Genomic DNA, 17,241 nt, shown 5'->3' with positions numbered 1-17,241 from the left:
GCCGCAGGGAGAATGTTATGTTGCAGGTTAATGAACTGAATCAATTTTACGGCGGCAGCCATATTTTACGCGGCCTGTCTTTTGAGGCAAAAATCGGCGAAGTAACCTGCCTGCTGGGCCGCAACGGCGTAGGAAAAACTACCTTGCTAAAATGCCTGATGGGACTCATACCCGCCAAGTCCGGTACGATTAGCTGGAACGGCGCGGTCATTAACGGACGCAGGCCGCACCAGCGGGTACAGTCCGGCATTGCCTATGTCCCGCAGGGTCGCGAAATTTTTCCACGTCTGACGGTGGAAGAAAATCTGCTGATGGGCCTGTCGCGCTTCTCGGGCAGCCAGTCAAAAGCAGTGCCTGATGAAATTTATCATCTCTTTCCGGTGCTGCTGGAGATGAAGCATCGTCGCGGCGGTGACCTTTCCGGCGGACAGCAGCAGCAGTTGGCAATTGGCCGCGCGTTGGCCTGCAAGCCCAGCCTGCTAATCCTCGACGAACCCACCGAAGGTATTCAACCCTCGGTGATTAAAGAAATCGGCGCAGTTATCCGCCAGCTTGCGGCACGCGGGGATATGGCGATTTTACTGGTTGAACAGTTTTATGATTTTGCCGCCGAACTGGCCGACAGCTATCTGGTGATGTCACGTGGCAACATCATCAAGCACGGCCCGGGCAGCGAGATGGAAGCAGAGGGTGTGAGAGGGTTGGTGGCGATTTAAAACAGATCTGATCAACAAAAAAAGCCGCGACATTGCGCGGCTTTTTCAATTCTTGTCAGTCTACTACGAACGGATTTTGCGGTAGATGAACAGCACCACAATGGCACCAATTACTGCGACAACAAAGCTGCCGAAGTTAAATCCGTCTACGCGACCAAAGCCGAAGAAGGTACTGATATAACCCCCGACAACTGCACCGATAATCCCCAGAACCACGGTCAGGATAAAGCCGCCACCGTCTCTACCCGGCATGATCCACTTAGCCAGAATACCTGCAATCAGACCAAAAATAATCCAGGATAAAATACCCATTTTGACGTCTCCTAATACGTTTGTTATCGTAAATATGTTCAGCCAATGAGACTAAACGAAAATAGAAATCCCTTCCAACAAGTCCCTTAATTACCATCGAGCCTGTTACGCAGCGCTACAGACCTTTTTTCTGGTACTCGCTTATAGCGTAGCAGAATTCTACAAAATCGCTCAAAATCAGCCACAAGCATAACTTTTGTATAATTTAACAGGCAAACGTAAACCGCCTTCTGCTGGTGTAAATCTCTGCACGGTGAAAAGTAAAAGCGCGTAAATATTGAACAAATTTTTTGAATGAGTTTCTCAAATCAATCCGTTTTTAATCACTGAGACACACGCCTATTATAGCTACATCGAAAGGCAAACCCCTTTCAAAACACTCAACTGATTAGGAATGACATCATGAAAAGCATCAAATATTTTGCAATAGCTGCGACCCTTTCAATGGCCTCTTTCGCTACCTTCGCTGCGCAGGCAGTTTCTCAACCTGTTTCTGGTGAGCAGAAAATTGGCGTTGTCACTGCCAACGGCGCAACCACGTTGGACTCGCTGGAAAACAACCTGGCCAATCAAGCTAAAGAAGCCGGTGCTTCTTCTTATCGCATCACCTCAGTGACCGGTAACAACCTAATGAGCGCCAGTGCAGTACTCTATAAATAAGTTGTACCAATAGGTCGCGCGTAGTCTCCACGTTGTACCCTCAGAAAGGCCTGTGAACTCCCTGCCAAAGGTGATTTCACAGGCCTTTTGCCTTTTAAAAATTAAAATGACAATTGTTGCAAGCAGCGCTGCGGATTTATATCCTATTTCTTTCCAAAAAAGGAACAGGCCATGACCCTTATCGACTCCCTTATGTCGTTCACTTTTGCCATTACCCTGCTGACCCTGACCCCCGGTCTTGATACCGCGCTGGTTTTACGAACCGCAACCAGCGAAGGCAGCAAAAAAGCATTTCAAGCGGCGATGGGGGTAAATGCAGGATGCATGGTATGGGGTGCCGTGGTGGCACTGGGACTGGGTGCGTTACTCACCGCCTCCGAACTGGCATTTGACGTGCTGAAATGGGTGGGTGCAGTCTATCTGTGCTGGCTTGGACTGCAAATGTTGATCAAGCCGCGCAGCCAGATGGCCGCCGAGACGACGGTGGCCAATTCCTCGCACAGAAAAGGCAGCAACTGGTTTATCAAAGGCATGTTTGGAAACATTCTGAATCCAAAAGTAGGCGTATTTTATGTCACCTTTCTGCCACAGTTTGTGCCTGCCGGTTATCCCGTGGCGGCCTATACCTTTGGCCTGGCGATGATCCACGTGCTGATTGGCACCCTTTGGTCATCGACCATGATTGCCGCGACGCGCCCACTTTCACGCTGGTTAAAACGTCCGGCGGTGGTGCGCACGATGGACCGTCTCACCGGACTGGTATTTGTGGCCTTTGCCGTACGTCTGGCGACCAGCAAACGCTAAAATATTTACTTTTTAGAAAATTATTTACTTAGAAACAAGGGATTGAGCATGAAAACTCGTATTACCGCAACCCTGACTCACGACGATATTGAAGCCGTTAAAGATGGCCTGCGCGCCTATAACAAAAACTTTATTCCGCAGAACTCCTTTAAAGAGCTGGGCGTTTTTATTGAAGACGATGCGGGCAATAAAACCGCTGGACTGATTGCCGAAACCGTTGGTAACTATCTGATGATTAAGTTTCTTTGGGTGGATGAGTCGCTGCGCGGTCAGGACTGTGGCACATCACTTATTCGCCAGGCAGAAGAAGAAGCTATCGCCCGCGGCTGTCGCCATGCGTTGGTTGATACCTTCAGCTTTCAGGCACGCCCGTTTTACGAGCGCCTAGGCTATGAGTGCAGAATGACGCTGGAAGATTTTATCGACGATATCCGCGCCCCCGAAGGCGTTGACGCCTCGCATGAGCGCTACTTCTTGACCAAAAGACTGGGCTGATCGGGCACGTAGCCCGTTCAACTCGGGCTACCCTTTTTCATCACTTAGACAACGCCAGCCATTCTTTCACCGAGTCGCGCTGCCACTGGCGCTCAACGTAGTCGGCCAGCTTTTCAGGCAGTTTATCGCCGTTGAGATACAGACGATTAAGCATTAACGCCAAGTCGGTATCGGCAATACACCATTCACCGAACAAATTATTGCGATCGCCCAGCAGTCGCTCGGCGGCATCGAAAAGTTTCGCCGCCGCGGTTTCTCCGGCAGGCGTAAGCGGGGGACGATGCTGGCCGCCAAACACAATTTCGGTTGAGCGTTCTTCACGAATCGGCATTAAATCACTGCGCAACCATGCCTGAATTTCTCGGGCCTTGGCGCGATCTTCCGGGTTTGACGGATAAATAGCGGCAAAGGTCGGTGCAGGAAACAGTTCTTCAATATACTCGTCAATGGCCGAGGATTCTGAAAGCTGGAAACTGCCGTTTGACAGAGTAGGCACGCGGCGAGTAGTTGATATTGCCGAGTAATGGTCTTTGAGATTTTCCGCCAGCGCCAAATCAACGGTTTCAATATCGAAAGGAATGCCCTTTTCCGTCAATGCCACAAATGCAGACATCACATACGGACTATAATAATTAGCATCGGAATACAGCGTTAACGTGGGTTCACTCATTTTGCCTCCTCTATACGAATTCTCGTTTTATTCCCTGTTCTGAACGTTGAAACATAGCGTAATCTGTGACCAATGATTATGAGTCGATTGAATATTTACCTCCAGGAGGTGTGATGAAAAAATTTACTCTGTCATTGCTGGTGCTGCTTCCCGCACTGTTTATTAGCACCTCGACTTCTGCCGCGTCGGCAAAAGAAATCAAAGAAAAATTTAACAAGATGCAGATTGGCGACCGGACGCTATGCCTGAGCGATATTATTTATCCCAATGAGCAGACGATGAAGGTTATCGAGAACGGATTTTTGGTGCAGAAGTCGAAAGATGTGCTGGTTTATCAAACGGTGCTTATTTACTTACTCGGTAATGACGTTACGGTTAATATTCATGCGCTGATTGTGAGCCGGTTGAACAACGAGTCGTTTACCAATGAGTTTAAGGACACCTTTATTCAGGTCACCGGCCTGGACCAACCCAATCAGGCAGCGGCGAAAGGCAATATACTTAAAAGCTATCAGGAATCAGTGGTAAAACAGGTCAACAGCGTGCCCTATAGCGCACTGATTCTTAACGATAAAGGCTATGAGATAAGCCAGCAGGAAGACGAAGTGAGTGAACTGAGCACCTGCTATATTTCGCCGATAAAAACCAGTAATTAACGCTGATATTTAATAAAGTCTGTCTGCATGCCTATGCGGTCGTAGAGGCTTCTCGCCGTCTCGTTTGAAGTGCGCGTCATCCAATACACGTTGGCCTTATTGTGTTGATCGGCATAATCATAAACCGCCTCAATCAGGGCCTGACCGACACCCAGCTTCCGTGCGCTGGCTGAAACGTATAAATCTTGCAGGTACACAACTTGCTCAAGTTTCCAGCCGTGATCGTGATTAATACAGTTCACAATGCCCACTAACTTACCTCCAACTTCCGCCACAAAGCCAAACATCGCCTCATAGCTTGCCTGTGAAAGTTTTTTAAACGTCTGTGCAAAAACGTCCTCTCCGACTTCACTTTGATAGAAGCCAAGATATTCACGCCATAGCCCTTGCCATTGTTCCTGATCTGCAAGCGTTAGCGGACGAATAACCGGCATTTTTGACTCGCTCATCTTGATATCCTTAATGATAGATAAAATATGAATTTAAATTCATTTAAATTGAATATTAAGTCAACAGCATTTACGAAGTTTCGGGGGGGTAATGGATTATATCGTGAAACTTCACGCTAGCCGTACTGCCGTTATGAAGATTGTTTCGATATACGTGTTCGCAGTCTGCCCGAAAGCGTAGCCCCTCACCCGCGCCTAAAATATGAACGTCTCCGTTCACGGTCAGCTCAAGTTCACCTTCAATAACAATGACATGTTCTATAACGCCCACGGCATGTGCGGAAGATTCACTGTAGCCCGAGGCTTTAAGCTCGACCACAAACATGTCCATTCTTAATTCTGCATCATAGGGGAAAAACGACACCACGCTCATTCCCGAGCTTTTACTGTCAAACGCCGCCGAGGGCGTATAGGGCTGCAGGATGTGACCCACCACCGGCGGTGCCTGCAAAAACTGGGAGAATGAGACAGTAAAACCGCTGGCAATTTTCCACAGTGTCGCCACCGTCGGGCTGGACTCTCCGCGCTCAATTTGCCCAAGCATCGCCTTGCTGACCCCCGTTGCCTGTGCCGCCTGAGTCAGGCTCCAGCCCCGCTGCGCTCTTATCTGCTTAAGTTGCTCACCGACGTGACGCGTTAGTTCCTGCATCCTTTACTCCCGATAACTCAGCCTCATCGCTGGTATTGTACGTTATAACGCACGGTGATACTCTCAATCACAATCGTGCGCTATAGCGCACAAATAAGCATACGCCATCGGCGCAACGCTGCCAAGAAAAGTGCGATAAACACAAAAGGTCAACGCCATGTTACCCATGAATAGCCGACAAGATTGGTCATTTTCAGCGATTATCGCCGGTTTTGTCGCCGTCTTGGTGGGATACACCAGCGCCGCTGCCATTGTTTTCCAAGCTTATCAGGCGGCGGGGGCCAGCCTGGAGCAAGTGGGCAGTTGGTTTACCATGCTCGGTTTCGGCATGGGGATAACCACGATTGGATTATCACTTTATTACCGAACGCCGATCCTCACCGCTTGGTCGACGCCGGGTGCGGCGCTGTTGGTCACCAGCCTGCCTGGCATTTCGATTAATGACGCTATCGGAATATTCATCTTCGCTAATGGGCTGATTGTGTTGTCGGGCATAACCGGACTTTTTGCCAGACTGATGCGCTATATTCCGCAGGCGCTGTCAGCGGCGATGCTTTGCGGCATTTTACTGCGCTTTGGGCTGGACGCGTTCACCTCTTTGCAAAGCAATTTTTCGCTGGCGGGCAGTATGTGTCTGGTATACCTGCTGGCGCGGCGCTTTGTTCCCCGCTACACGGTCATTCTTTCACTTATCATTGGGTTAATCATCGCATCATTGCAGGGGAGTATTGCCTTTCACGGGCAGAATTTGCACTTTTCCGTGCCAGAATTTACCCCGCCGCACTTCTCATGGCCGACGCTGATTGGTATTGGCGTGCCGTTCTTCGTGGTAACAATGGCGTCGCAAAACGCTCCGGGTATCGCAACGCTAAATGCTTCGGGTTATAAGGTTGCCGTTTCGCCGCTGATTGCCTCAACTGCGCTGGTCACCATGATTCTGGCCCCGTTTGGGGTGTATGCCATAGGTATTGCGGCAATCACGGCGGCTATTTGTATGGGCAAAGACGTTCATCCAGACCCCAAAAAACGCTACACCGCCGCCGTTGCCGCGGGCGTGTTTTACCTACTGGCCGGCGTGCTTGGTGGCTCGATAGGCACGCTGTTTACCGCATTACCGCCGGCGCTTATTCATACTCTTGCCGGACTGGCGCTGTTAGCCACTCTCTCCGGAAGTCTGCATCGGGCGCTGAGCGATGAAAAACAGCGCGACGCTGCGATGGTCACCTTTCTCATCACCGCCTCGGGTATTCAGCTGTTTGGCGTCGGCTCTGCGTTTTGGGGACTGACTGGCGGAGTTATCACCCACTGTATTCTCAGTTTCAGAGTTAAAACTCAGGAAAATAATCAGTAATAGCCTGCCTTAAAACGTAATCAGGGTCCCAAAATGTTGAGGCCCTTCATGTTATGGGTAACAAGATTGAGTAACACGTCTATTAGTGACACAGATCACATTTTCATGCCGCTAAAGCCTCTTTACTGACGGAATAAATCGCCAGACAAAGAGCAAAAATGAAATGAAACTTGAAACCAAATCTTGTGTAGTGACCGGGAAAAAAGACGTTGCCGTGGTAGACCAGCAGGTGGACTATCAGGGTCAGGGCACGCTGGTGAAAGTCACCCGTGGCGGTATTTGCGGTTCAGACCTGCACTATTATGAGCACGGCGCCGTAGGCGATTTCAAAGTTCGCGAAGCAATGGTGTTAGGGCATGAAGTGGTTGGCGTAGTCGAGAAGTCCGACAACGCCGCGTTGAAGCCAGGTCAGAAGGTGGCGCTTAACCCAAGCAAGCCTTGTCATACCTGCAAATATTGCCTGGCGGGCGAAGAAAACCAGTGCACCACCATGAAATTCTTCGGCAGCGCGATGTATTTCCCACATATCAACGGTGCCTTTACCCAGTACAAAATTGTTGATAGCGCGCAGTGCATCCCGTTTGATAACGCCGTTAGCGACCGCCTGATGGTGTTCGCAGAACCGCTGGCGGTCGCCATCCACGCGGTCAATCAGGCGGGTGATGTGAAAGGCAAAACCGTGTTCGTATCCGGCGTCGGTCCCATTGGCAGCCTGATTGCCGCTGCCGCTAAAGCCAAGGGCGCGGCAGAAGTTGTCTGTACTGACCTCAGCGAGCGGTGCCTGCAAATTGTTGAAGCAATGGGTGCGACCAAAACGCTGCACGCTGCCAACGGCGATTTTGCGCCTTACCTTGAGCAAAAAGGCTATTTTGACGTCTCCTTCGACGCCTCCGGTCATCACTCCTCAATCCGCCGCTGCCTGGAAGTTACCCGTGCCAAAGGCACGTTGGTGCAGGTCGGTATGGGCGGTGCCATCCCTGACTTCCCGATGATGATGCTAATAGCCAAAGAGATTAAATGGGTCGGCAGTTTCCGCTTTACCGAAGAGTTTGTGACCGCCGTAGAATGGCTGGGCAATCAGGTCATTGACCCGATGCCACTGCTGTCGGCCGAATACCCGCAAACCGATTTAACCGACGCGCTGAATTTTGCGATGGACAAGTCTAAAGCCTCGAAGGTGCAGTTGGTGTTTTAAGCCGTTTCCCGCCGCAATATTGTGAATGCTCGGCGGCCGCTTTATCCGGCTGCCGCTCACCGTCTCAAGGTCGTCCCCCTCTGTCATCATCATGTCCGTTTTTGGCCTTCTTCTCTCGCTATACAGCGCGCAATATGGCGTTATATTAAATAGAGGAGGTCTGAAAATGTCTCATAGCGCATTATTGATAATTGACGTACAGCGTTCTTTTGAACAAAAAGATTTCTGGCAGGACGATCATTTCCCAGATTTCAAAAGGGCAATATCGCGACTGATCGACGGCTGCCAAAGCCGCAACGTGCCGCTGATCGATATTTTTCACGTCAGTCAGGGGGTATTTGCGCTCGAGTCAGGCCTGGTGACCCCAATGTCATTTCTGAGCCACGAGCCGCAGGTGCGCATCTACAAGCATGTTCACAATGCGCTAACCGAATCTGGCCTCGACCTTTGGCTGCGCGAGCGTAACATTAACCATCTGATTATCAGCGGGATGCGTACCGAACAGTGCTGCGAAACCACCACCCGCGTAGCCTCGGACCTTGGCTTTGACGTCACCTTCGTCACCGAGGCTACGCTAACGTTTCCGATGACCCATTCTTCAGGACAAACGCTCAGCGCCGAGGAGATAAAACTTCGCACTGAGCTCGTGTTGGCAGACCGCTTTGCCACCATTACCGACGTTGACGGCGCACTGGCTAAATTGGACAGTCTTGCGGCACAACCGCAGGAACCGGCCCCGTCGAAAGCATGGCTGCCAAAACCGTATCTGGCACGCAAAATTGAGCCGCTCAGCGCCTGGAAATTCAGTGGCTGGCAGCTTAAGCGCTACGGCATCGAGTTTTCGGGGACCACCTCACCGGCCGATATTTTCGAACGCGCCTATTCTCGCGTCGCCAGTTGGTTACCACCGCGGGCCACGACTGCTGACCGACCGGGCGTAGGCTGGATGCTGGAGCATCGCGGCAAAACCATGGACTACCTGGTAGTCGGTTGGTGGGACAATGAAAACGAGCTGCGGATGAAAATCTGGGTCACCGAGCAGGGTGAGTGGCGCGAGGCATTAACTGAATCCTTCTGCGTCTGGGACATGCAGGTGATGGCCTTCGAGCGCGACGCGTTTGTCGCCACCCTATTGCAGCCCAAGCCGGATATCGAAGCCTATATGAAACAGCACCTTACTATCAATCTGGAGTGATATGCAGCGCGATGTTTTCTTTGTGACACTGCCCGGCGCACTGGCGCTGGACCTTACCGGTCCAGCCGAGGCGCTGCGCCTGAGCGGTCAGTTCAGACTGCATTACATCAGCCCTCTGGTTGAAGTTGAGCTGACGACCGGACTGGTGGTCAGCCGTCTTGCTCCGTTACCGCAGCAATTGCCCGACGGCAGCATTGTTGTGGTACCAGGCGTAAACAACTCGCAAACCCAGTTTGATACGCCCCCGGCGCAGGAGGTCCGCGAATGGCTTAGCGCGCAAAAAGAGTCTATTGAGCTGGGCCGCCTGCAACTGGTATGCATCTGCTCGGGCAGTTTGCTGGCGGGAATGGCCGGGCTACTCGACGGCTATCAGTGCACCTCTCACCACGACGTTATCGCCCGTCTGCGTGCGCGAGTGCCGGCCGCGCTGGTGAAGGACAACCGTATTTTTGTGGAAGACAGACATATTTTAACCAGCGCAGGCATTACGGCGGGGATCGATTTGGCGCTGTATTTAATTGCTCAACACCTTGGGCCGCAGGCGGCGCTGGACGTCGCGCGGGAAATGGTGGTCTATTTTCGGCGCGGTGGTGAAGACCCTCAGCTATCTCCGTGGCTACAGCATCGCAATCATCTTCATCCCGCTGTTCATCGCGCGCAAAACGTCATTTCTGCCGACCCTGAATCCGACTGGCAGGTTGAAGACGTGGCCGCCAAAGCGCACATCAGCGGCAGGCACCTGACGCGCCTGTTCCGCCAACATCTAGGTATCAGTGTGCGCGACTATCACGAACAGCTGCGCATCGCGGTAGCAAAACAGCGCATCCAGCAAGGGTTGGGTCAGGAGAAAGCCGCTCTTGCCGCCGGATTTTCTTCCGGCCGACAGCTGCGCAGAGCATTGCTACGTTGGCAGCCGCAGTAGGTTCAACTCACCCAACGCCTGCGATCAATGCGGCTGAGCACAAGCGCTAGCAATAGTCCGCCTCCCAGACCCCAGGTGAACAGGTAAGCGATATTCAGCAAGGGGTGCTGTGGGAAGTCGAGATGTTGGCCGCGCAGGGCAATGATGATCAGCGCATGAAAACCATAAATTGCCAGAGAATGTTGGGAAATCAGGGCTAAAAAACGCGATGAGCAATGCGCGAGTGTCTTTTTTGCCCATACAAACAGTGAGAGGGCCGAGATAAACACCAGCGGCCCGCAGTAGGTGTAAAAGGTGTCTGCGAAGTTTTGATTTATCAGTGACTGGCGCTGAGTGCCGATCGCAATCATTACGCTGCTTGCCAGGAATATCGCCCCCGCCGCCCAGCCGTGCCAGCGCCTTCCCAGCTCCAACGACCCCAATGCGCGGCCAAACAACGCATACAGCAGGTAATAAAAAGCATCGCCGCTAATATACAAATTAAGCGGCAGCAGATGAAAACCTTGCCAGTTCAGCGCTGGAAGTTGCGGGTTTGCAAACACTCCCAAAACCAATGCCACGACCAACAGGCTTTGCGGAGGAGATTTTTTAATCTGAATAAATGGCGAAAGCAGGTAAATCAAACCCAGCGCATAGAAAAACCAAAGATGGTAAAACACCGGTTTTTGCAGAATATGGCGCAATGACGGCCAAAAACCTATTTTTGTCATCATCAGGATGTAAAGTAACGACACGGCGCTATAAAAAGTCAGGCACAGGCCAATACGTATAAAATGCCGTGTTTGAGCACTTTTCTCTCCCCAGAACAGGAAACCGGAGATCATGAAAAATAGCGGTACAGAAGGCCGTGCGGCTGAATCAAGCAGATTGGCTATCCACCAAGTTGTGGTTCCAATGGCGCTGAAATTAACCACCTGAACGCTGGTGGCGTGAATAATGACCACCATGATGCAGGCGATGGCGCGCAGGTTATCTACCCAGCCTATTTTTTGGCTCATCTCGCCCCTTTTCCTCACATATTTTTTGATTTAATGGCTGCTTCTGGCAGCTTAATCGACTATTTAATTTCTATGCCGTTAAACAATCACTCTCATAATGTGCTTAACAACAGAAAGATCGTTGCCATTTGCTCATAAAATCGGCAGAATGTGCGCTATTACTGACTCCGCTTGCGTTACCCGCCCGGATAGTTCCCTTTTTCTTGCTAATAATCAGTAAATTAGCACTTTTTTATGTGAAATGATTATGCATAATTCTCCGAATACTGCGTCCCTTCTGGGTCGGCAGGCGCTTCTGTTTCCTCTGTGTATGGTGCTGTTTGAATTCGCGACTTATATCGCTAACGATATGATTCAACCCGGCATGTTGGCGGTAGTTGCCAACTTTAACGCCAGCGAAGAGTGGGTGCCGACCTCAATGACCGCCTATTTGGCTGGCGGTATGTTCCTGCAATGGCTGCTTGGCCCGTTGTCAGACCGCCGTGGCCGTCGTCCAGTGATGCTAGCCGGCGTGGCATTTTTCGTCCTCAGCTGTTTGGCTATTCTATTCGCCCAAACAATAGAACAATTTATGGCAATCCGCTTCTTTCAGGGTATCAGCCTATGCTTTATCGGTGCAGTAGGTTACGCGACCATACAGGAGTCTTTCGAAGAGTCCGTGTGCATTCGTATCACCGCGCTGATGGCCAACGTGGCGCTGGCAGCCCCGCTGCTCGGGCCGCTGGCCGGTGCGGCAATGATTCAATTCGCGCCTTGGCAGGTAATGTTTGTGATTTTCGCGCTGCTGGCAAGCATTGCTTTTTGGGGCCTGAATAAAGCCATGCCGGAAACGGCGTCACGTATTGGCGAGCAGTTTTCAGTAAAAAGCCTGCTTCACGATTACAAAATTGTGCTGAAGAACCGGCCGTTTATCTGCGGTTCACTGGCGATTGGTTTTGCCAGCCTGCCACTGCTGGCGTGGATTGCACAATCTCCGGTGATACTTATCAGCGGTGAAGGCCTTTCGGCGTTTGATTACGGGCTGCTGCAGGTGCCGGTATTTGGCGCACTTATCTTGGGTAACCTGACGTTGGCAAAATTAACCGGCAAACGCAGCGTTGAAAGCCTGATTAAGCTTGGCGCAGCACCGATGGTGTTAGGTCTGCTGGTCGCCGCCTTAGCGACTTTCCTGTCCGGACACGCCTACCTGTGGATGGCGGCGGGTCTCAGCCTGTATGCCTTTGGCATCGGTATCGCCAACGCCGGCTTATATCGCCTGACACTGTTCTCAAGCGACATGAGTAAAGGCACGGTTTCGGCCGCGATGGGAATGATCAGCATGCTGGTATTTACCCTTGGCATCGAGCTGGCAAAGGTGGCTTATCTCAGCGGTGGAAGCGGGATGTTTAACCTGTTCAATCTAATAAGCGGCCTGCTTTGGCTGTCGCTGGTCACGGTGTTTATTCGCCATCGTAAGCCTGTGGTGGAAGGTGCAGCGGCGTAATGAACCGATGGCTCCACCCTCCCACCCTTTCCCCACTAAAAAGTGGGGAAAGGGGCTAAAGCTATTGAGGTGGTGCAGTTCGGGCGAAGCTTTCGCGCTGAAAAAGTCGCTCTACCAGTTTTATTAGCGTCGGGCGCTCTACGCACCACCCCGGCGCAATACGCCTAAAGTTAAGATAACCCAACGTGCAGGCTACGCTGATGTCGGCGACGTTAAGGCTTTCACCGTTGAGCCATTTGCGCTCACGGGCATACATTTCTAATTGATCAAGGCCGCGCAGCACCTTACCTCGCTGGCGAATAATCCACTCTTCGTTTCTATGCGCCGCATCGCGTCGGTTTTCCAATACCAGCGCGACGGCAGCATCTGTCACCCCGTCGGCCAGCGCTTCTACTTGTTTCACCCGCAGCGCGTCCAGCGGCTCCCATGGCAGTAACGTCGGAGAAACCCCCATTAACTCAACATATTGCACAATAATGGGTGAATCATAAAACACCTCGCCTTCGTCGGTAACCAGCGCTGGCACTTTTCCCAATGGATTGAAACTCGTGACTTTACTGCCCTCCGAGGTCGGCGGATCGTTGATGAATTCAAACGAAATTCCTTTCTCAATCAGCATCACCGAAATTTTGCGCACATAAGGACTGGTATAGCTGCCGATCAACTTCATTAAACCCTCCTTATCAAAGTCCGGGAAAGCTGTAAAAAAGCCGTCCACCCTCCTTAAAATTAGCAGTCGGGAAGACTTTTACCAGCCATTCGCACAGATTGAGATTCAATTTCAACAGGGTTAGGTCTACGCTAGTGAACAGTCAGAATCGAATATTACGTAAACGGAAAAATACCTTGAATAGCCCACTTAATTCCCCTTTATCCGAGCAGGAAAACCAGATTGGCCTCCAGCAGCGCCAGGTGATTCAGCGCCGCCGCCTGGACGAAAGCCAGCCGGATTGGGTGGCGGAAGAAGTTCCAATAGCCTTGGTTTATAACGGAATTTCACACGTCGTTATGATGGCATCGCCGAAAGACCTGGAGGCGTTTGCGGTGGGCTTTTCACTCTCAGAGGGCATTATTGAGTCAGTGAGCGACATTTATGGCCTCGACGCGGCGCCCAACTGTAACGGAATTGAGGTCAATATCGAGCTGTCGAGCCGACGTTTTGCCGGTTTAAAAGAACGACGCAGGGCGATGGCCGGTCGAACCGGCTGCGGCGTTTGCGGCATAGAACAGCTTGGCGATTTGTTCCGCCCGCTGGCTCCGCTGCCCTTTACGCAGACTTTTTCGCTCAATCATCTCGACCGTGCGCTGACGCAGTTGAACTCGGTGCAACCTATTGGCCAACTGACTGGCTGTACTCACGCCGCCGCCTGGATCAGTACGCAAGGTGAGTTACTCGGTGGCTGTGAAGACGTAGGACGTCACGTGGCGTTGGATAAAATGCTCGGCATCAAGGCGCGGCAGCCGCATTGGCAGGCCGGTGCGGCGCTGGTTTCCAGTCGTGCCAGCTATGAAATGGTGCAGAAAACCGCCATGTGCGGCATCGAAATCCTGTTCGCCGTTTCGGCGGCGACCTCACTGGCGGTTGACGTCGCCGAACGCTGTAATTTAACACTGGTGGGCTTCAGCAAAACGGGACGAGCCACGGTTTATAGTCATCCTCAGCGATTGGTTGAGTAAAATTAAGCTTTCCCTGCCACACAACGGCAATAACTTTGTGGTTAATTTAGGGCTGATTCATCGCCGATTGGGGCATTGGTCCTTAGACGAATTTCCCTTTTGAATAGTTTAACTTGCTCTAAGCCACGGATAACGCGGGCCGCATAATACCCACACAAAGTGCGGAGCATAGATAATCATTTTCAATATCAATTTATTAACTATAATGATCCGACTGATTACGCGGTGCTCATATTACTCTGCACTGCCCAACAATAATGGAGCTGATGAACATGAGTTATTCACTACCATCCCTGCCTTACGCGTACGATGCACTTGAGCCGCACTTCGACAAAGAAACGATGGAAATCCATCACAGCAAACACCACCAGGCCTACGTAAACAACGCCAACGCGGCGCTGGAAAGCCTGCCAGAGCTGGCAAAACTGTCTGTTGAAGAGCTGATTGCCAACCTCGATAAAGTGCCTGCTGACAAGAAAGTTGCCCTGCGTAACAACGCCGGCGGCCACGCTAACCACAGCTTCTTCTGGAAAGGCCTGAAAAAAGGCACCACCCTGCAGGGCGAACTGAAAGCCGCTATCGAAAGTGATTTCGGCAGCGTTGAAGCTTTCAAAGAAGCCTTTGAAAAAGCGGCAACCACGCGTTTTGGTTCTGGCTGGGCGTGGCTGGTCAAAAAAGACGGCAAACTGGCAGTAGTTTCTACTGCTAACCAGGACAGCCCATTGATGGGCGAAGCTGTTTCTGGCGTTTCAGGCACACCAATCGCGGGCCTGGACGTTTGGGAACACGCTTACTACCTGAAATATCAGAACAAACGCCCTGACTACATCAAAGCATTCTGGGATGTAATCGACTGGGACGTGGCGGCAGCAAACTTCGCAGCTGCGAAGTAATGGCCGTTTGCGGATTTTGTCTCTGATAAAATCCGCAAAAGATCCAATAAAAAACCGACGAAGCTGACTTCGTCGGTTTTTTTAATGTCTAAAGGTTGGATCAGAACTCTTTTTTCGAGAAACCCGTTACCGCTTTAAGACCCATTTCGCGGCCAAGCGCAGTCATCGGGTGTACCACCACGATACCGCGAACCGCTTTCTTTAGCGTGCCCATATCGGCCTGCTCTTTCTTGGTAATTTCACGGCTGAACATTTTTGAAAGCTTTTGCGCTTCTGCGCTCAGCTTCACTTCACGCACACCGCGCAGACGCTCGATTTCAGCGGCCAATTTCTCTTTTTCTTTCATATGCTGGTCAATCAGCTCGGTAACGCCTTGCTGAATAACGGTAGCATCTTTGTGATTCAGGGCGTCGAGCATATCGCTCAGACGCTTAATCTCTGCTTTTTCTTTTTCGATCATTTCGCTAACCCATATGCCATCAGGCGCCGCGATATTGCGGGGCAGGACGGCGAAAAATTAAATTCAGCCCGTAGTGTAACAGGAAGTAGGCTATTCGGCAGCCTGTGTAACGATACCAGGCGGTAATCCACTCATCTCGCAGGCTCTTCGCCCCACTCTCGCCAAGGCTTCGGTATAGCGCGCATTGAACGGATAACAGCAGGAAAGCCGCAACGCATTGCGATAACGGCCACTTGGCGAGTATAGCGTGCCTGGCGTCATGCAGATTTTTTCTTCAAGCAGCAAGTCAAACAATTTTACCGTATCGACTTCTGCCGGAAAATCGACCCAGAAAACGAAGCCCCCTTTTGGCTGCGTCGCGCGGGTTCCTTGAGGGAAATATCTCAAGATCAGTGATTTAGCCTCATCAACCTGTGCGGCGTAGCGCCTTCTCAGTGTGCGGAGATGATGATCAAACCCGCCAGACTCTAGAAACACCGCCAGTGTCTCTGACAACAGCGCTGACTCCGCCATTGAAGATACGGCTTTGAGATGGCGTAGTTTTTCGGCGAATCGCCCACCGGCAATCCAACCAATGCGAAAATCAGGCGCCAGCGTCTTGGTAAAGCTGGTACAAAATAGCACCCAGCCTTTTTTATCAAAAGATTTTACCGCCGGCGACAGCGTCGGCCCGAACTGAATCTCCGAATACAGTCCGTCTTCAATCAACGGCACCTGGTGATCGTTCATCAGGCGCGCCAGGCGTTTTTTAGCCGCCAGCGGCATAGTGAACCCCATCGGATTCTGCGCCGTTGGCATGGCAATGACCGCATTGAGACGTTTTTCACTCAGCATCAATTCAAGCGCATCGAGTGACAGGCCGTCCTGAGGATCGGTAGGAATTTCCACCGCTTTTAATCCCAGACTGGCGAGCAGCGGCAGGAGATAAAAATAGGTCGGCGTCTCCAACCCCACGCTGTCACCGGGCTTGGTCGTCACACGTAGCGCCAGCTGCAGCGCCTCCATGCAGCCGTGCGTCAGGGTGATGTCCGTAGGTTCAAGGATCATGCCTAACGCCATCGCACGGCGGGCAATTTGCTGACGCAGGTGCAAGTTTCCCGGCGGCAGCGCGTACTGACCGATGAGCTGCGGCTGGCGGCGGAGCAGTGAAGACATAATGCGCCCCAGCTTGCCGCCGGGATAGAAATCGCTGGTCTGCGGACAGGCAAGCGAGATATTGGTGTAGGCGGGATTGGTCTGCGCGGCGAACACCTTGTCGATAAGCGCCAGCACTTCATCGGCAGGCTCGGCGGCGGGCGAATGTTCCTCGACCCTGCTCACCAGCACCGGCAGCGCGCTGCTGACGTAAAAACCAGACTGTGGCCGCGCATCAATCAACCCGCGATCTTCCAGACGGCGGTAAGCCGCCACCACGGTATTGATGCTGACCTGATGCATCTCGGCGCTGCGCCTCACGGACGGAAGGCGGCTACCGGGCAACAACGTACCCCGGCGAATAGCTTCGGCCATTTGATCTGCCAGTTGGTTATAACGGGTTTCAGCCGGCGCATCGGCATCGTCCGGGAGGATGGGGTCAAAGGTTTCGGAGAGTAAATCAGTCATGGTGTCAGTTCCCGCCAGTGATATGGGTACAGTTTATCTTTTAACCTACTGTAA

General features: G+C 51.8%; 19 protein-coding genes and 1 pseudogene. 12 read left to right on the top strand and 8 right to left on the bottom strand.

Going from position 1 to position 17,241, the window contains the following annotated elements; all coding sequences use genetic code 11:
* Positions 1–17: 17 nt before the first annotated feature.
* Positions 18–716 carry an urea ABC transporter ATP-binding subunit UrtE gene (gene urtE / locus GA565_RS01660; RefSeq protein ID WP_152197116.1) on the top strand — a complete coding sequence of 233 codons (699 nt, stop codon included), beginning with the start codon at positions 18–20 and terminating at the stop codon, positions 714–716.
* 63 nt (positions 717–779) lie between these two features.
* Here urtE and GA565_RS01655 read toward each other — a convergent pair whose 3' ends face one another.
* The gene (locus GA565_RS01655; RefSeq protein ID WP_152197115.1) at positions 780–1,028 is read right to left on the bottom strand and encodes a GlsB/YeaQ/YmgE family stress response membrane protein; all 249 of its coding nucleotides are present in this window, start codon (positions 1,026–1,028) and stop codon (positions 780–782) included.
* Between the two features lie 402 nt (positions 1,029–1,430).
* On the opposite strand from GA565_RS01655, the gene GA565_RS01650 reads away from it, so the two are divergent.
* The 3 genes from GA565_RS01650 to GA565_RS01640 all read left to right on the top strand — a co-directional run bounded on the left by GA565_RS01650 (position 1,431) and on the right by GA565_RS01640 (position 2,987).
* Entirely contained in the window at positions 1,431–1,688 is a 258-nt protein-coding gene (locus tag GA565_RS01650) for a YdgH/BhsA/McbA-like domain containing protein (protein WP_055775672.1), read from the top strand.
* A 171-nt stretch (positions 1,689–1,859) separates the two neighbouring features.
* A complete protein-coding gene (locus GA565_RS01645; RefSeq protein ID WP_152197114.1) occupies positions 1,860–2,492 on the top strand; it encodes a LysE family translocator in 633 nt (210 codons plus the stop codon).
* Positions 2,493–2,540: 48 nt separating this feature from the next.
* Positions 2,541–2,987, top strand: a complete 447-nt coding sequence (locus tag GA565_RS01640; protein WP_152197113.1) for a GNAT family N-acetyltransferase — start codon at positions 2,541–2,543, stop codon at positions 2,985–2,987.
* A gap of 40 nt (positions 2,988–3,027) precedes the next feature.
* On the opposite strand, the gene yfcF is transcribed toward GA565_RS01640, so the two are convergent.
* Entirely contained in the window at positions 3,028–3,657 is a 630-nt protein-coding gene (yfcF, locus tag GA565_RS01635; protein WP_055775663.1) for a glutathione transferase, read from the bottom strand.
* A 113-nt stretch (positions 3,658–3,770) separates the two neighbouring features.
* Between yfcF and GA565_RS01630 the strand changes: the two genes are divergently transcribed.
* Positions 3,771–4,313: a hypothetical protein gene (locus tag GA565_RS01630; RefSeq protein ID WP_152197112.1), complete on the top strand. Its 543-nt coding sequence runs from the start codon at positions 3,771–3,773 to the stop codon at positions 4,311–4,313.
* On the opposite strand, the gene GA565_RS01625 is transcribed toward GA565_RS01630, so the two are convergent.
* Complete coding sequence (locus GA565_RS01625; RefSeq protein ID WP_152197111.1) at positions 4,310–4,762, bottom strand: GNAT family N-acetyltransferase; 453 nt, start codon at positions 4,760–4,762, stop codon at positions 4,310–4,312. The two genes, GA565_RS01630 and GA565_RS01625, sit on opposite strands and share 4 nt — an antisense overlap.
* 70 nt (positions 4,763–4,832) lie before the next feature.
* The gene (locus GA565_RS01620) at positions 4,833–5,411 is read right to left on the bottom strand and encodes a helix-turn-helix domain-containing protein (RefSeq protein ID WP_152197110.1); all 579 of its coding nucleotides are present in this window, start codon (positions 5,409–5,411) and stop codon (positions 4,833–4,835) included.
* A gap of 157 nt (positions 5,412–5,568) precedes the next feature.
* Here GA565_RS01620 and GA565_RS01615 point away from each other — a divergent pair, with 157 nt between their 5' ends.
* The 4 genes from GA565_RS01615 (at position 5,569) to GA565_RS01600 (ending at position 10,074) form a co-directional block, all read left to right on the top strand.
* Positions 5,569–6,762, top strand: coding sequence for a benzoate/H(+) symporter BenE family transporter (locus tag GA565_RS01615; protein ID WP_370518008.1), 1,194 nt, complete (start codon positions 5,569–5,571; stop codon positions 6,760–6,762).
* A 163-nt stretch (positions 6,763–6,925) separates the two neighbouring features.
* On the top strand, positions 6,926–7,957 hold the full coding sequence (gene idnD / locus GA565_RS01610; protein WP_055775649.1) for an L-idonate 5-dehydrogenase: 1,032 nt from the start codon (positions 6,926–6,928) through the stop codon (positions 7,955–7,957).
* 166 nt (positions 7,958–8,123) lie between these two features.
* Positions 8,124–9,152 (top strand): isochorismatase family protein, encoded by a 1,029-nt coding sequence (locus GA565_RS01605; protein WP_152197109.1) that lies wholly within the window; start codon positions 8,124–8,126, stop codon positions 9,150–9,152.
* A 1-nt stretch (position 9,153) separates the two neighbouring features.
* Positions 9,154–10,074, top strand: coding sequence for a GlxA family transcriptional regulator (locus GA565_RS01600; RefSeq protein WP_152197108.1), 921 nt, complete (start codon positions 9,154–9,156; stop codon positions 10,072–10,074).
* 2 nt (positions 10,075–10,076) lie between these two features.
* On the opposite strand, the gene GA565_RS01595 is transcribed toward GA565_RS01600, so the two are convergent.
* Positions 10,077–11,072: an acyltransferase gene (locus GA565_RS01595; protein ID WP_152197107.1), complete on the bottom strand. Its 996-nt coding sequence runs from the start codon at positions 11,070–11,072 to the stop codon at positions 10,077–10,079.
* Between the two features lie 247 nt (positions 11,073–11,319).
* Between GA565_RS01595 and GA565_RS01590 the strand changes: the two genes are divergently transcribed.
* A complete protein-coding gene (locus GA565_RS01590; RefSeq protein ID WP_152197106.1) occupies positions 11,320–12,555 on the top strand; it encodes an MFS transporter in 1,236 nt (411 codons plus the stop codon).
* Between the two features lie 61 nt (positions 12,556–12,616).
* Here the strand turns inward: GA565_RS01590 and GA565_RS01585 are convergent, their stop codons facing one another.
* Positions 12,617–13,225, bottom strand: coding sequence for a glutathione S-transferase (locus GA565_RS01585; RefSeq protein WP_152197105.1), 609 nt, complete (start codon positions 13,223–13,225; stop codon positions 12,617–12,619).
* A gap of 239 nt (positions 13,226–13,464) precedes the next feature.
* Here GA565_RS01585 and fdhD point away from each other — a divergent pair.
* Together fdhD and sodA are read left to right on the top strand one after the other, a co-directional pair.
* A pseudogene (gene fdhD / locus GA565_RS01580) lies at positions 13,465–14,232 on the top strand (formate dehydrogenase accessory sulfurtransferase FdhD); the annotation flags it as partial.
* Positions 14,233–14,504: 272 nt separating this feature from the next.
* On the top strand, positions 14,505–15,125 hold the full coding sequence (sodA, locus tag GA565_RS01575) for a superoxide dismutase [Mn] (protein WP_055775629.1): 621 nt from the start codon (positions 14,505–14,507) through the stop codon (positions 15,123–15,125).
* A 100-nt stretch (positions 15,126–15,225) separates the two neighbouring features.
* On the opposite strand, the gene GA565_RS01570 is transcribed toward sodA, so the two are convergent.
* Both GA565_RS01570 and GA565_RS01565 read right to left on the bottom strand, forming a co-directional pair.
* A complete protein-coding gene (locus GA565_RS01570; RefSeq protein ID WP_152197103.1) occupies positions 15,226–15,585 on the bottom strand; it encodes a YibL family ribosome-associated protein in 360 nt (119 codons plus the stop codon).
* 90 nt (positions 15,586–15,675) lie between these two features.
* Positions 15,676–17,187 carry a PLP-dependent aminotransferase family protein gene (locus tag GA565_RS01565; RefSeq protein ID WP_152197102.1) on the bottom strand — a complete coding sequence of 504 codons (1,512 nt, stop codon included), beginning with the start codon at positions 17,185–17,187 and terminating at the stop codon, positions 15,676–15,678.
* Positions 17,188–17,241 lie beyond the last annotated feature (54 nt).

Origin of the sequence: Rouxiella sp. S1S-2 (assembly GCF_009208105.1) — a bacterium.
Classification (GTDB): Bacteria; Pseudomonadota; Gammaproteobacteria; order Enterobacterales; family Enterobacteriaceae; genus Rouxiella.
Note: the sequence above shows the minus strand (reverse complement) of the source record. Positions and strands in the feature narration are given on the sequence as shown.

What these genes read in the sequence shown, in the direction of transcription:
- urtE (WP_152197116.1), top strand. Translation starts at nt 18, where the DNA reads ATGTTGCAGGTTAATGAACTGAATCAATTTTACGGCGGCAGCCATATT.
- GA565_RS01655 (WP_152197115.1), bottom strand. Translation starts at nt 1,028, where the DNA reads ATGGGTATTTTATCCTGGATTATTTTTGGTCTGATTGCAGGTATTCTG.
- GA565_RS01650 (WP_055775672.1), top strand. Translation starts at nt 1,431, where the DNA reads ATGAAAAGCATCAAATATTTTGCAATAGCTGCGACCCTTTCAATGGCC.
- GA565_RS01645 (WP_152197114.1), top strand. Translation starts at nt 1,860, where the DNA reads ATGACCCTTATCGACTCCCTTATGTCGTTCACTTTTGCCATTACCCTG.
- GA565_RS01640 (WP_152197113.1), top strand. Translation starts at nt 2,541, where the DNA reads ATGAAAACTCGTATTACCGCAACCCTGACTCACGACGATATTGAAGCC.
- yfcF (WP_055775663.1), bottom strand. Translation starts at nt 3,657, where the DNA reads ATGAGTGAACCCACGTTAACGCTGTATTCCGATGCTAATTATTATAGT.
- GA565_RS01630 (WP_152197112.1), top strand. Translation starts at nt 3,771, where the DNA reads ATGAAAAAATTTACTCTGTCATTGCTGGTGCTGCTTCCCGCACTGTTT.
- GA565_RS01625 (WP_152197111.1), bottom strand. Translation starts at nt 4,762, where the DNA reads ATGAGCGAGTCAAAAATGCCGGTTATTCGTCCGCTAACGCTTGCAGAT.
- GA565_RS01620 (WP_152197110.1), bottom strand. Translation starts at nt 5,411, where the DNA reads ATGCAGGAACTAACGCGTCACGTCGGTGAGCAACTTAAGCAGATAAGA.
- GA565_RS01615 (WP_370518008.1), top strand. Translation starts at nt 5,569, where the DNA reads ATGTTACCCATGAATAGCCGACAAGATTGGTCATTTTCAGCGATTATC.
- idnD (WP_055775649.1), top strand. Translation starts at nt 6,926, where the DNA reads ATGAAACTTGAAACCAAATCTTGTGTAGTGACCGGGAAAAAAGACGTT.
- GA565_RS01605 (WP_152197109.1), top strand. Translation starts at nt 8,124, where the DNA reads ATGTCTCATAGCGCATTATTGATAATTGACGTACAGCGTTCTTTTGAA.
- GA565_RS01600 (WP_152197108.1), top strand. Translation starts at nt 9,154, where the DNA reads ATGCAGCGCGATGTTTTCTTTGTGACACTGCCCGGCGCACTGGCGCTG.
- GA565_RS01595 (WP_152197107.1), bottom strand. Translation starts at nt 11,072, where the DNA reads ATGAGCCAAAAAATAGGCTGGGTAGATAACCTGCGCGCCATCGCCTGC.
- GA565_RS01590 (WP_152197106.1), top strand. Translation starts at nt 11,320, where the DNA reads ATGCATAATTCTCCGAATACTGCGTCCCTTCTGGGTCGGCAGGCGCTT.
- GA565_RS01585 (WP_152197105.1), bottom strand. Translation starts at nt 13,225, where the DNA reads ATGAAGTTGATCGGCAGCTATACCAGTCCTTATGTGCGCAAAATTTCG.
- sodA (WP_055775629.1), top strand. Translation starts at nt 14,505, where the DNA reads ATGAGTTATTCACTACCATCCCTGCCTTACGCGTACGATGCACTTGAG.
- GA565_RS01570 (WP_152197103.1), bottom strand. Translation starts at nt 15,585, where the DNA reads ATGATCGAAAAAGAAAAAGCAGAGATTAAGCGTCTGAGCGATATGCTC.
- GA565_RS01565 (WP_152197102.1), bottom strand. Translation starts at nt 17,187, where the DNA reads ATGACTGATTTACTCTCCGAAACCTTTGACCCCATCCTCCCGGACGAT.